Below are 14201 nucleotides of genomic sequence, written 5' to 3' on the forward strand. Positions count from 1 at the left end.
GCGCCGCAGCGCCATGACACAAGGATTCGACGTTGACGGACTCATTGAACGCCGCCTCCCGCGACACCGTAGCGATCATCGGGATGGGTTGCCGACTGCCCGGTAGTGCGTCCGACTACCGTGCGTTCTGGCAGAACCTGATCAACGGCAGGGACTGCATCACGCCCACGCCGGCCGACCGTTACGACGTCGCGACCCTCGGCAGCCGGGACAAGGCCAAGCCCGGTCGTCTGGTCGGTGGCCGCGGTGGCTACATCGACGGCTTCGACGAGTTCGATCCCGCCTTCTTCGGTATCAGCCCGCGCGAGGCGGAGCACATGGACCCGCAGCAGCGCAAGCTGCTGGAGGTGTCCTGGGAGGCGCTGGAGGACGGCGGACAGCGCCCCTCGGACCTGGCGGGCCGTGACGTCGGGGTCTTTGTGGGCGCGTTCACGCTGGACTACAAGATTCTGCAGTTCTCCGACCTGAGCTTCGACACGCTCGCCGCACACACCGCGACCGGCACCATGATGACGATGGTGTCGAACCGTATCTCGTACTGCTTCGACTTCCGCGGGCCCAGTGTCTCGATCGACACCGCATGCAGTTCGTCGCTGGTGGCCCTCCACTTGGCGTGCGAGAGCCTGCGTCGTGGCGAGACCGGCCTCGCGCTCGCCGGAGGCACGCTGCTGCACATGGCGCCGCAGTACACCATCGCCGAGACGAAGGGTGGCTTTCTCTCCCCCGAGGGCCGGTCGTGCACCTTCGACGCCTCGGCCAACGGCTATGTGCGGGCCGAGGGCGTGGGCATGGTCGCGCTCAAGCGCCTGGAGGACAGCCTGCGGGACGGCGATCCCATCCACGCGGTGATCGTCGGCAGCGGCGTCAACCAGGACGGCCGTACCAACGGCATCACCGTGCCCAACCCGGACGCCCAGGTCGCCCTGATCGAGCGCGTCTGTGCCGAGGCGGGCATCGAACCCGGCAGCCTGCAGTACGTCGAGGCGCACGGCACCTCGACGCCGGTCGGGGACCCCATCGAGGCAGAAGCCCTCGGCCGCGCCCTGTCGCTCGGACGGAAGCCGGGCGCCAAGTGCTACGTCGGCTCGGTCAAGACGAACATCGGACACACCGAATCGGCTGCCGGCATCGCCGGCTTGATCAAGACCGTGCTGTGCCTCAAGCACCGGAAGATCCCGCCCCATATCAATCTGCGGAAGATCAATCCCGCGATCGACCTGGCGTCGTTGCCGTACGAGATCCCGACCCGGCCGACCGACTGGCCCGAACATGAGGGGCCCGCCCGCGCCGGTGTGAACTCCTTCGGCTTCGGCGGGACCAACGCCCACATCCTGCTGGAGGAAGCGCCCGTCCGCGAAGGGACCACGGCGCCCGCGGAGGCGGAGGCCGCGGCCCAACGCCCCACCCCCCGCGCCGGTTACACGATCCTGCCGCTGACGGCGCGCAACCCGGCCGTCCTCCCCGAGGTGGCCGGAGCCATCCGCCAGGAGCTGGCGGGCGTCGACGGCACGGCCGTACCGCTCTCCGACCTCGGCTTCACGCTGGCCCACCGCCGCCAGCATCTGGAGTCGCGGCTGTCGATCGTGTACGCGTCGCCCGCCGAGCTGGAGGAGGGCCTCGACGCGTATCTGCGGGCCGAGGCACATCCGCATGTGCTGCTCGACCAGCAGCGTGACCGGGAACAGCGGCGTCTGGTCTGGGTCTTCACCGGCATGGGGCCGCAATGGTGGGCGATGGGGCGCGAGCTCTTCGAGACCGAACCGGTCTACCGTGAGGCGGTCGAGCGCTGCGACCACGAGATCGGCAAGCTCACCGGCTGGTCGCTGGTCGAGGAGCTGGCCGCCGACGAAGCCGGTTCGCAGATGAGCGAGACCTGGCTGGCCCAGCCGGCCAACTTCGCCCTGCAGACCGGACTGGCAGCGCTGTGGCGCAGCCGCGGCGTGCGTCCCGACGCCGTGGTCGGACACAGCACCGGCGAGGTCGCCGCGTTCCACGAAGCCGGGGTCTACACCCTGCGGGACGCGGTCAAGGTCGTGGTGCACCGCAGCCGCCTCCAGCAGAAGCTCACCGGCACCGGCACCATGCTGGCGGTGAGCCTCTCGGAGACCGAGGCGGTACGCCGTGTGGAGCCGTACGGCGACCGCGTTTCGGTCGCCGCGGTGAACAGCCCGACCGGGATCACCCTCGCCGGTGACGAGGACGCGCTGGCGCAGCTCGCTGCCGAGCTCCAGGCCGAGCAGATCTTCGCCAAGCCTCTCGCCGTACGGGTGCCCTACCACAGCGCGCGGATGGACCCGATCAAGGAGGAGCTGCTGAAGTCGCTGGCGGGGCTGGCGCCGCGTTCCGCGCGCGTGCCGCTGTACCTCACCGGCGAACAGGGTGTCGCGCACGGCACCGAGCTGGACGCCGGCTACTGGTGGAAGAATGTCCGGGGCAGGGTTCACTTCCGCGCGGCGGTCGACCGACTGGTCGACGACGGCCACAGCGTGTTCCTCGAAATCGGCCCCCACCCCGTACTCGGCCATGCGATCAAGGAATGCCTCGACAGCCGGGGTGCCGAAGGGAGAACGCTTCCGTCACTCCGCCGCCAGGAAGACGAAGCCGAGCGCTTCACCCTGTCATTGGCCGGGCTTCACAACCTGGGAGTCGACATCGACTGGGAGGTGCTGCATCCCGCCGGCAGGCCGGTGCGGCTGCCGCGCTATCCATGGAAGCGGGACCGTTACTGGGTGGAGCCGAAGCCGGTGGAGCAGATCCGGCTCGGCCGGCGCGACCATCCCCTGCTGGGCCGCCGTACCGCTCACGCCGAGCCGACATGGGAGGTGCGGCTCGACGTCGAGACGATGCCGTACCTGGGTGATCACCGGATCCAGGGCAGCGCGCTGTTCCCGGGGGCGGGTTATCTGGAGATGGCGGCGCAAGCGGTCCGGGCGCTGACCGGCGGCACCGAGGTGACGCTGGCCGGCATCGAGCTCCGGAAGGCGCTCTTCCTGCCCGACGGGGAGGCGAGGGCGGTGCAGCTGTCCTTCTCCTCCGAGCGGGCCGCGTTCACCGTGGCGACGGTGCCGGGTGCCACCGAAGAGAGCATCGTGCACGCGAGCGGGGTCGTACGCACCGGTCAGCGGCGCGGGTTCGGCACGACGTTCGACGCCGGGGCGATCCGCGCCCGCTGTGAGCGTCAGCTCGACGGGGCAGGCTGCTACGCGGCTCTGGGAGCCCTGGGCTACCAGTACGGGCCCGCGTTCCAGGGCATCGAGGAGGTGTGGATCGCCCCTCGCGAAGCGCTCGCCCGGATCCGCCCAACGGAGATCATCGGTGAGGACGCCGCCCGCCACCATGTCCATCCGGTACTCCTCGACGCCTGCTTCCAGTCGCTGCTGACGCCCCAGATCCTGCAGGAGAACGGGGACCCGCGGGAGAGCGGTATCCGCCTGCCGCTGTCGATCGACGAGGTGCGCTGTGATCCGGTGGGCGATCAGCCGTTCTGGGCGCACGCGACCGTGTCACAGGACGAGGGGGGCGAGCTGACCGGCGACATCGCCCTGTACTCCGACACCGGCGAGCCGCTGGGCCGCATCAGTGGTTTCCGTGCGGCGGATATCGAGAAGGCGTCGACGGCGGTCGGCCGCAACACCATCGACCACTGGCTGGCCGACATGGCCTGGGTGGAAAAGCCGCTCGAGGCGGGCGGCGGCAATACCGCGGACGGCCCCGTCGCGGACGATGCCCCGGCGCGGGCCGCGGGGGGCGGAGCGGCCGGGAAGTGGCTGGTCTTCGCCGACGCGCAGGGGGTCGCCGACGCGCTGGCGGCGATGGTGGCCGCGCGGGGCGGGCACTGCCACCTGGTGCGCCCGGGCCAGGGCTACCGCCTGGCGTCCGACCGTCGGCAGTCCACGGTCACGCCCGGCTCGACGGCCGAGCTGAGGCGCCTCTTCGCCGAACTGCGCAAGGAGGGCGGCGAGCCGTTCACCACCGTCGTGCACCTGTGGAACCTCGATCTGCCACCGATCGACGCGACAGTCCCGGACGACCTGGGGCGGCACACCGGCGTCGGGGCGTACTCGCTGATCGCGCTCGCCCAGACGCTGCAGTCCGAACAGCCCGGCAGCAGGCTGCATATCGTCACGCGCGAAACGCAGGCCGTGGCCTCCGGCGATACGGTCGAGCCACTGGGTGCGCCGGCCTGGGGCATCGGCCGGGTGCTCTGGTACCAGGAGCTGATGGCCCATCGCGGCAAGCTGATCGACCTCGGACCTGACGGGGGTGACGCGTCGGCGCGCCGGGCCGAGGCCGAGGCCCTGCTGCGCGAGGTGTCGGCCGACGACGAGGACGAGGTCGCCCTGCGGGGCGGCCGCCGCTACACCAGCCGGCTGAAGCCGGCCAGCGGTCTCACCCGCCCGCTGCCGTTGCGCCTGCGCCCCGACGGCAGCTATCTGGTGACCGGCGCCTTCGGTGCCCTCGGAAGGCTGCTGTGCCGCACACTCGTCAAGCGTGGTGCGCGCCGGCTGATCCTCGTGGGCCGTACGAGGATGCCGGAGCGCAGCCGGTGGAGCACCCTGGATCCCGGCACCCCGGCAGGCCGCGCCGTGGGCTTCCTCAAAGAGCTGGAGGCCCTCGGAGCTCAGACGATCCTGGTGCCGCTCGACATCACCGACGAGGCGGCCCTGACGGCGTGGCTGGAGGAGCACCGCGCGCAGGAGCCGCCGCCGATCCGTGGTGTGTTCCACCTCGCCGGCCATGTTCACGACACGCTCCTCCCGGAGATGGACCGTCCGACCTTCGACGCCGTGCACGACCCCAAGGTCGCCGGCGCCTGGCTGCTGCACCGCCATCTGCGGGACGAGCCGCTGGAACACTTCGTCCTGTTCGCCTCGATCGCCTCCCTGCTGACGACCGCCGGCCAGACCAACTACGCCGCCGGCAACGCCTTTCTCGATGCACTGGCGCACCACCGTCGCGCGCAGGGCCTGCCGGCGCTGAGCCTGGACTGGGGGCCGTGGGCGACCGGCATGATCGAAGAGCTCGGGCTGATCGACCACTATCGCAACAGCCGAGGGATGAGCTCGCTGTCGCCGGACGCCGGAATGGCGGTGCTCGAGCGGGTCATCGGTCAGGACCGGGCCCAGCTGCTGGTGGCGACCGTCGTCGACTGGCCGGTCTTTCTGGCCTGGTACGCCTCGCCGCCGCCGCTGGTGAGCGACCTGGTCCTCACCGCCGGCGGCCCGTCGCCCACCGAGAACAGCAGCTTCCTGGACACCTTCCGCGACGCCGGGGCGGAGGACCGCCGACTGCTGCTGGCGGAGCGGTTCGGCGCGCTGGTCGCCGGCGTACTGCGCGTTCGGTCCGACCAGGTCGATCCCGGCGTCAGCCTCCCCGCCCTCGGGCTCGACTCGCTGCTCGCGATGGAGCTGCGGGCCCGGGTCCACACGGAGCTGGGTGTCGCGTTGCCGGTGGTGACCCTGCTGAGCGGCGCTCCCGTCGGTGAGCTGACCGAGCAGCTGCACGACGGCGTGGCCGGACTGGTGGCGGCCGATGCCGGCGCGGGCGCCGACGCCGTGGAGGTCGAGGTCTTCCGTGACGAGCGGCAGCACCCGCTGACCCAGAACCAGAAGGCGTTGTGGTTTCTCAAGCAGCTCAACCCGGAGGGCTTCGCGTACAACATCGGTGGTGCGGTCGAGGTGCGCGCCGAGCTCGAACCCGAGCTGATGTTCGAGGCGTTCCGTGCTCTGACCGAGCGCCATCCCAGCCTGCGCGCCAACTTCGTACTCGGCCCGCAGGGTCAGGCGATGCAGAAGGTCTCTTCCGGGACCGCACAGGACATCGCCCTCTTCGACGTCCAGGGCCAGGAGTGGGACGCCATCCACCGGATGATCGTCCACGAGTACCGCAAGCCCTACGACCTCGAGCGCGACCCGCTGGTCCGGCTGCGCCTGTTCAAGCGGGGCACGGACCGCTGGATCATCATGAAGGCCGTCCACCACATCATTTCGGACGCGATCTCGACGTTCACCTTCATCGAGGAACTACTCGCGCTCTACGAGGGGCTGCGCCAAGGACGCCGTACCGAACTGCCGCCGGTGTCCGGGCGCTACCTGGACTTCCTCAACTGGCAGAACCAGTTCCTCGCCGGCCCCGAGGCGCAGCGGATGCTCGACTACTGGCGGAGCCGTCTGCCGGCCGAAGTACCGGTGCTCAACCTGCCCACCGACAAGGCCCGCCCGCTGGTCCAGACCCACAACGGTGCGTCGGAGTTCTTCGTGCTCGACGCCGAGCTGAGCGCACGGGTCCACGCCCTGGCGCGCGAGCACAACGTCACCGTGTTCATGGTGCTGCTGAGCGCCTACTACCTTTTGCTGCACCGCTATTCCGGGCAGGACGACATCATCGTCGGCAGCCCGGTCACGGGCCGGACGCAGAAGGAGTTCGCCTCGGTCTACGGCTACTTCGTCAATCCGCTGCCGCTGCACGCCGACCTCGCCGGGGGGCCGTCGGTCGCCGAGCTGCTGGGGCAGGTGCGCGGCGTGGTGCTGGGTGGCCTGGACCATCAGGAGTATCCGTTCGTACGGCTGGTCGAGGAGCTGGGCCTCCAGCACGATCCGAGCCGTTCCGCGGTGTTCCAGGCGATGTTCATCCTGCTCGTCCACAAGGTGGCGACCGAGAAGTACGGCTACCGGCTGGAGTACATCGAACTGCCCGAGGAGGAGGGCCAGTTCGACCTCACGCTCTCGGCCTACGAGGACGAGGCGGACCAGCGCTTCCACTGCGTCTTCAAATACAACACCGACCTCTTCCTTCCGGAGACGGTGCGGCGGCTGGCGTCGCACTACGTCAATCTGCTCGACGGGCTGACCAGCGCGCCGTCCACGCAGCCGATCACCCGGCTGGAGATGCTCTCCCCCGAGGAGCGCGAGGGCATCCTCAGTGCATGGAGCGGGGCCCGGCAGGAGCTCGTACGGCCCGGGGGCGCGCCAGGGCCACAGGACCCCGGCGAGGTGCCGGTCCATCAGCTGATCAGCGCCGCCGCTGCCGAGCATCCCGAGGCGACCGCCGTATCGGCCCCGACGGAAGCGGGCGGGACCGTGCGGCTGACCTACGGCGACCTCGAGGACCGCTCCCGCCGGCTGGCGCACCGGCTGCGCGGGCTGGGGGTGCGCGACGGCGCGGTCGTGGCCCTGTGCCTGGACAAGTCGCCCGCACTGATCGTCACCGTGCTGGCGGTGCTCAAGGCCGGTGGCGCCTATCTGCCGCTCGACCCCGAGTACCCGGCCGAGCGCCTGGCCTTCATGGTGCGCAACGCCGGTGCCACGGTCGTGATCGCCGACGGAGCCGGCCGTGAGCAGCTGGCCGGGCTGCCGATCGAGATGCTGGCCCTGGAGGACCTGTACGCGACCGACGCGCCGACCGACGCTCCCGATCCGGCCATGGACGGCCCCGACGGTGATGCCACCGTCGACATGAACGCGCCCGCCTATGTCGTCTACACCTCCGGTTCGACCGGCCGGCCCAAGGGAGTGCAGGTCAGCCACCGCAATCTTGCCTCGGCGTACGGGGCCTGGCGCGAGACGTACCGCCTCGACCACGAGGTGCACACGCATCTGCAGATGGCCGGTTTCCCCTTCGACGTCTTCACCGGTGATCTGGTCCGCGCACTGTGCTCCGGCGGCCATCTCGTGCTGATCAACCGGGAGCTGCTGTTCAACACGGCGCGCCTGTACGAGACGATGCTCGCCGAACGGATCGACTGCGGAGAGTTCGTGCCCGCGGTCGTACGCGGCCTGATGAGCCACTGCGAGAGCCACGGCCTGCGTCTGGACTTCCTGCGCCTGCTCATCGTCGGCTCCGACGCGTGGAAGGTCGAGGAATACCAGCGGCTGCGCGGTCTGTGCGGGCCGCGGACACGCCTGGTCAATTCCTATGGGGTCAGCGAGGCGACCATCGACAGCGCCTACTTCGAAGGGCCGGTCGACGGGCTGGAGCCAAGCCGTATGGTGCCGATCGGACGGCCGTTTCCGAACAGCGCGCTCTATATCCTCGACGACCACGGCGAGCCGGTGCCACCGGGCGTGGCGGGCGAGCTGTGGATCGGCGGCGACGGCGTCGCGACCGGCTACACCGGCGATCCGGAACAGACCGCGCAGCGCTTCGTCACGCTGACGCCGAGCCACGAACCGGGGGCCGCTGCCCTGCGCCTGTACCGCACCGGCGACCTCGCGCGATGGGACTCCCACGGCGGTGTCCATCTGCTCGGACGGACCGACACGCAGGTCAAGGTGCGCGGTCACCGCGTCGAGATCGGCGAGATCGAGTCCCAGTTGGCGGACTGGCCGGGTCTGGCGCAGGCGGTGGTCACCGCCCGCCCGGACGCAGGTGGCGACAGCGTGCTGTGCGCCTACGGCGTTCCGGCCGCCGGTGGCAGCCTGGACTGGCGGGAGCTGCGCCGTCATCTCGCCGGCTCCCTGCCGACGTATCTGATTCCTTCGTACTTCGTCGAACTCCCCGAACTGCCGCTCACACCGAACGGCAAGGTCGATCTGGCCGCACTGCCGGCGCCGCGGTTCGACGGGGGCGAGGAGGGCTACGAGGAGCCGGTGACGCTCTACGAGGTCCGCATGGCCGAGCAGTGGAAATCTCTGCTCGGCCTCGAACAGGTGGGTCTGCACCATGACTTCTTCGAGGTGGGCGGAAGTTCGATCAAACTGATCGAGCTGATCCACCACCTCCAGTCCGAGTTCAACATCACCATTCCCGTCAGCCGGCTGTTCAAGGTGACGACCCTGCACGGTATGGCCCTGACGGTGGAGCACATCATCACCGGTAAAATCGCCGGAGCCCAGCCCTATCTGCGCTTCAACGCCGACAACGAGCAGACTCAGACGATCTTCTGCTTCCCGCCGGCAGGGGGGCACGGCCTGGTCTACCGCCAGTTCGCTGCACATCTGCCGGAGTATCAGTTCGTCGCCTTCAACTATCTGTCCGGCGACGACAAGGTGGCCGGCTATGCCGATCTGATCGAGTCCATCCGGACCGAAGGGCCGTGCATCCTGTTCGGCTATTCGCTCGGCGGCAACCTCGCGTTCGAGGTGGCCAAAGAGCTGGAGCAGCGCGGACGCGAGGTGCCGAACGTGGTCATCATGGACTCGTACCGGATCCATGACTCCTTCGAGCTCGGCAGCGAGCACTTCGAGGCCTTCGAGCGTGAACTCGGCGAGCATCTGCGCAAGCACACGGGCTCGGAGATCGTCGCCCAGGAGACGCTGAACCAGGCCAGGGAGTACATCCACTTCTGCAGCCGTACACCGAACCACGGGGTGATCAGTGCTCCGGTCAGTGTGATCTCCGACGAGGAGAAGGTGGCGCTGTACGCCGCTGAGGAGCGTGGCAGCTGGCACGGCAGTACGACGACCCGTACCGCGGTGTTCCGTGGCTTCGGCACCCACGCCGAAATGCTCGACCAGGAGTACATCGCGCTCAACGCGAACCTGGCACGCATCATCCTGGCCGGAGGTGAGACGCATGTCGCATGAGCCGGGCCCGGACTGGAGCATCCGCGACCGCACTCCCGGTGGCAGCCCCCGCGTGATCATCATCGGCGCGGGCGTGAGCGGCATGGCCACCGGCTGCTATGCGCAGATGAGCGGGATGGAGACCCGCATCCTCGAAAAGCACGTCCTGCCCGGAGGCTGCTGCACGGCGTGGTCACGCGAGGGCTTCATCTTCGACTATTGCATCGAATGGCTGATCGGCACCGGCGCGGGCAACGACGCGAACCAGGTGTGGCGCGAACTCGGCGCGCTCGACGGCAAGACGATGACGAATTTCGAGATGTTCAACCGGGTCGTCGACGAGAACGGCCGGTCGGTGACGTTCTACAACGACCCGGACAGGCTGGAGCGGCATCTGCTGGAGGTCTCGCCGGCCGACGCGCGGCTCATCCGCTCGTTCTGCCGTGACCTGCGGCGCTTCCTCCGGATCGACCTGTATCCCTTCCTCACGCCGTCACCGCTGAAGACACCGCGGGAGAGGCTCCGGACCCTGTTCACGGTCCTGCCGGCGTTCCGTCTGTTCTGGCGGACCGCCGCCACACAGATGCACACCTTCGCCGACAAATTCCAGGATCCGCTGCTGCGCCGGGCGTTCCGCAATATCTTCTTCCAGGATCACGAGGTCTTCCCCCTGCTGCCGTATCTGTTCAACATGGCCGGGGCGTACCACCACAACGCGGGTTTTCCGCAGGGCGGATCGCTGGGACTGTCGCGCTCCATCGAGGAGCGGTACACGTCGCTGGGCGGCAGCATCACCTACCGTGCGCGTGTCGAGAGAATTCTGGTCGAGGACGGCCGTGCCATCGGGGTGGAGCTCAGGGGCGGGAAGCGGCTCTACGCCGACCACATCGTCTCGGCCTGCGACGGTTACACCACCATCTACGGCCTGCTGGGCGGCCGGTACACCGGTCCGCGCATCGACAAGCTCTACGGCTCCCTGCTCACCGAGCCGGGCGTCCTGTACCCGGGCGTGGTCTCGGCCTTCGTCGGCCTCGATGGCGAGGCGGGGGCACAGGACGCCCACAGCACGACGTATCTGCTGTCGCAGGAGCAGAGCCGTCAGCTGCCGGGGGCGTCGCAGAAGAGCCTGGTGGTGCAGCTGCGCTCGCGTTACTCGGACGGCTTCGCGCCGCCCGGCACTTCGGTGATCCACTGCACCTACTTCAGTGACTTCGCCTACTGGACGGCGCTGCGCAGCGCGAATCGCAGAGAGTACTGGGCCCAGAAGCGCAAGGTCGCCGACTTCGTACGGGACTTCCTGGAGTGCCGCTATCCGGGCATCGGTGAGCGTATCCGCGTTGTGGACGTGGCCTCGCCGGCGACCACCAAGCGGTACACCGGCAATTTCAACGGCAGCATTCTCGCGTGGAAGTCCTTCACCGACGCCGATGACCTGGTGACCAAGGTGGTGAACAAGGACCGTATGCGACTGCCGGGGCTGCGCGGTTTCTCGATGGCGGGGCAGTGGGCAGCCGGGGGCGGACTGATCCGTGCCGCGTCGAGCGGCCGCTTCGTCACCCAGTATCTGTGCCAGGAGCTGGGCCTGGAATTCCGCGCCTGGGAGAGCCCGGGCCGTGAGCCCTGGCACCGCGACAAGCTCGGTCCTCTCCCCCAACTCGATGCGTGGCCCGTGCGGTAGAGGACCGCGGGCCCACCTACCGAGGAGGCAGGAAGCATGCCGCGCCCGAAGCGGAACAGAGAATCAATGATCATCATTGGTGCGGGCCTCGGTGGCCTGTCCACCGGCTGCTACGCGCAGATGAACGGGTACCGCACCCGCATTTTCGAGATGCACGACATTCCCGGAGGTTGCTGTACGGCATGGGACCGGGGTGACTTCACACTCGACTGCTGCATCAGCTGGTTGCTCGGCAGTGGTCCGGGTAATGAGATGCACCGGATCTGGCTCGAACTGGGAGCCCTGCAGGGCAAGCAGATGCGCCATTTCGATGTGTTCAACATCGTGCGCGGCGGGGACGGGCGGGCGGTCCACTTCTACTCCGACCCGGACCGGCTCCAGGAACATCTGCTCGGCCTCTCGCCCGCCGACGCCGGACACATCCGGGATTTCTGCAACGGCCTGCGTAAGTTCAGAAAGTGTCTGGCCGTCTACCCTTTCCTCAAACCGGTGGGCCTGATGGGTACGTTCGAGCGCTGGCGCATGCTGGCCTCCTTCGTCCCGTACGTCAATGTCATCCGTCGATCGCTCAGTGTGCTGATGACGGACTACTCCTCGAAGTTCAAGGACCCCCTGCTCCGCGAGGCGTTCAATTTCATCCTCTACGAGAAGCACCCGGCGTTCCCGGTGCTCCCGTTCTATTTCCAGCTGGCCTCGCATGCGAATCTGTCGGCCGGTGTACCCGAAGGCGGTTCGCTCGGCTTGTCCCGGTCCATCGAGCAGCGCTACCGACGCCTCGGCGGTGAGGTCACCTACAACGCCAAGGTCGAGGAAGTGCTGGTCGAGGACGACCGTGCGGTCGGTGTGCGTCTCAGCGACGGGCGCGAGTTCCACGCCGACATCGTGGTCTCGGCCTGCGACGGTCACACCACGATGATGAAGTTTCTCAAAGGCCGGTATCTGGACGTAAAATACCGTCATCTCTACACCAGGACCATCAAAGAGCCGGGCATGGTGTTCCCCGGCTACGTCACCCTCTTTCTCGGTCTCAAACGTCCCTTCCCCGAAGGGGATCCGTGTACGACCTATCTGCTGACCGACGCCGAGGCAGCCGGGCTGACCGGCATTCGCCATCCGAGCATCAACGTTCAGTTCCGCAATCTGCACTACCCCGAGCTGTCTCCGCAGGAGACGACCGTCGTCTACGCCACCTATTTCTGCGACATCGCCCCGTGGCGCGCCCTGAACCAAGGGCCGGAGCAGGCGAGTCGGCTGCGCAGGGGCGAGGAGCTGCATACCCTGCCGGTGCGGCGCGGACGCGACTACTACACCGCCAAGCGCCGAGTGAGAAACGTGCTCACACGATTTCTCGACGCGCGCTTCCCGGGAATGGCGGACGCGATCGCCGTACGCGATGTGTCGAGCCCGCTCACCCAAGTCCGCTACACCGGCAACTACGACGGCACCGTCCTGGGCTGGCAGCCGTTCGTGGAGAGCGGTGAAACCCTGGAAGCACTGGTCAAGAAGCACGGTCCGGGGCTGCCCGGCCTGGAGAACTTCTATCTGTCGGGCGTGTGGGCGACCACGGGCGGACTGATCCGCGCCGCGGCCGCGGGACGACATGTCATGCAGTTCATCTGCCGCGACGACGGCAGGACCTTCACCGCCGGGATCGACGAGACGGGGCCGCCGCCGACGCACGTCGTCATCCCGGTCGGAGCACGTCCGCCGTCCCCCGGCCCGGCCGCCGGGTTTCCTCAACCGTCCTATCGACAGGAGACATGAATGAAAATCCAGAAGTGGGTGGTGCGCGAGCATCTCGACGGTGTTCCCGACGTCCGCAGAATCTACGAGAAGGTGGTGGAGGAGGTGGACGTCGATCTCGAGGACGACGAGATGCTCCTCGAAACCTTGTATGTGTCGGTCGATCCCTATCTGCAGGGCATCGCCCTCGATACGCCACTCGGCCATCACATGGGCGCCGATTCCATCATGGAGGTCGTGGAGGCCGGACCGCGCGCGGCATTCTCGCCCGGCGACCTGGTCCAGGGCTTCGGTGGCTGGCGCAGCCATGTCATCAGTGACGGCGCGCCGATGGCCTGGAAGACCGGGACGTTCCCCATGGTGTTCCCCGCCTATCGCAGGCTGGATCCGCGCCATTACGACGCCGCGCTGCCGCTCTCGACCGCATTGGGCATCATGGGCGGCCCGGGCATGACGGCCTGGGGCACCCTGACGAAGTTCATGACGGTCCGGCCCGGCGACACGGTCGTCATCAGCGGCGCATCGGGCTCCATCGGAACGCTCGTCGGACAGCTGGCCAAGCGCGCCGGCGCTCGCGTCATCGGCACGACCGGTTCTCCGGAGAAGGCGGAGTATCTCACCGGGCTGGGCTTCGACCGGGTCGTCCCCTACCGCCAGGGCGACGACGTGGACTCGGTGCGGCAGGCGCTCCGGGAAGCGGCACCGGACGGCGTCGACAAATACTTCGACAGCATGGGCGGCGCCGTGACGGACGCGGCGTTCTCCCTGCTCAACGTCGGCAGCCAGGTGGCGGTCTGCTGGCAGTGGGCCACTCAGGTCGGCAACGACCACACCGGGCCACGGCTGTTGCCGTACATCATGTTTCCGCGCACCACCATCCGCGGCATTTTCGCGCCGGAGTGGTTCACCGAGCAGAACTGGAACGCGCTCCACGACGAGCTGGGCGGCTTGGTCCGCCGGGGGGAGATCGCCTACGACCAGACCCTCCGCCGCGGTTTCGACGACATCCCGGCCGCCTATCAGAGTCTGTACGTCGACAGAGCGGCGAATCGGGGCAAGGTACTGGTCGAACTGTGAGTCACCTCACCCGCGGCGGAGCGTGGCCCCGCGTGGCATACCTCCGCCCACAGCAAACCCGAACAATACAGATATTTGCACCCTTTCACGACTCGGCGCCCTCACCCGTATCACGTAGAGTCGCCCGGGCCGCCGGTCGCGGAGAGACGGCCGGGCGGAGGGCAGCAGAAGCCGCGGGAACGGAGCTGGACGGAACACGT

Annotated in this window: 4 protein-coding genes; all 4 read left to right on the forward strand. The window is 68.3% G+C overall.

Going from position 1 to position 14201, the window contains the following annotated elements:
• Nucleotides 1-32 precede the first annotated feature (32 nt).
• The 4 genes from ACTWQE_RS20975 to ACTWQE_RS20990 all read left to right on the forward strand — a co-directional run bounded on the left by ACTWQE_RS20975 (nt 33) and on the right by ACTWQE_RS20990 (nt 14001).
• Nucleotides 33-9524: a non-ribosomal peptide synthetase/type I polyketide synthase gene (locus tag ACTWQE_RS20975; protein WP_443330538.1), complete on the forward strand. Its 9492-nt coding sequence runs from the start codon at nt 33-35 to the stop codon at nt 9522-9524.
• Entirely contained in the window at nt 9514-11181 is a 1668-nt protein-coding gene (locus tag ACTWQE_RS20980) for a phytoene desaturase family protein (protein ID WP_443330539.1), read from the forward strand. The genes ACTWQE_RS20975 and ACTWQE_RS20980 overlap by 11 nt, the downstream gene beginning before the upstream one ends.
• Before the next feature lie 66 nt (nt 11182-11247).
• Nucleotides 11248-12945 (forward strand): phytoene desaturase family protein, encoded by a 1698-nt coding sequence (locus ACTWQE_RS20985; protein WP_443330540.1) that lies wholly within the window; start codon nt 11248-11250, stop codon nt 12943-12945.
• The gene (locus ACTWQE_RS20990) at nt 12946-14001 is read left to right on the forward strand and encodes an MDR family NADP-dependent oxidoreductase (protein WP_443330541.1); all 1056 of its coding nucleotides are present in this window, start codon (nt 12946-12948) and stop codon (nt 13999-14001) included.
• Nucleotides 14002-14201 lie beyond the last annotated feature (200 nt).

Origin of the sequence: Streptomyces sp. 8N706, from assembly GCF_052245415.1 — a bacterium.
Classification (GTDB): Bacteria; Actinomycetota; Actinomycetes; order Streptomycetales; family Streptomycetaceae; genus Streptomyces.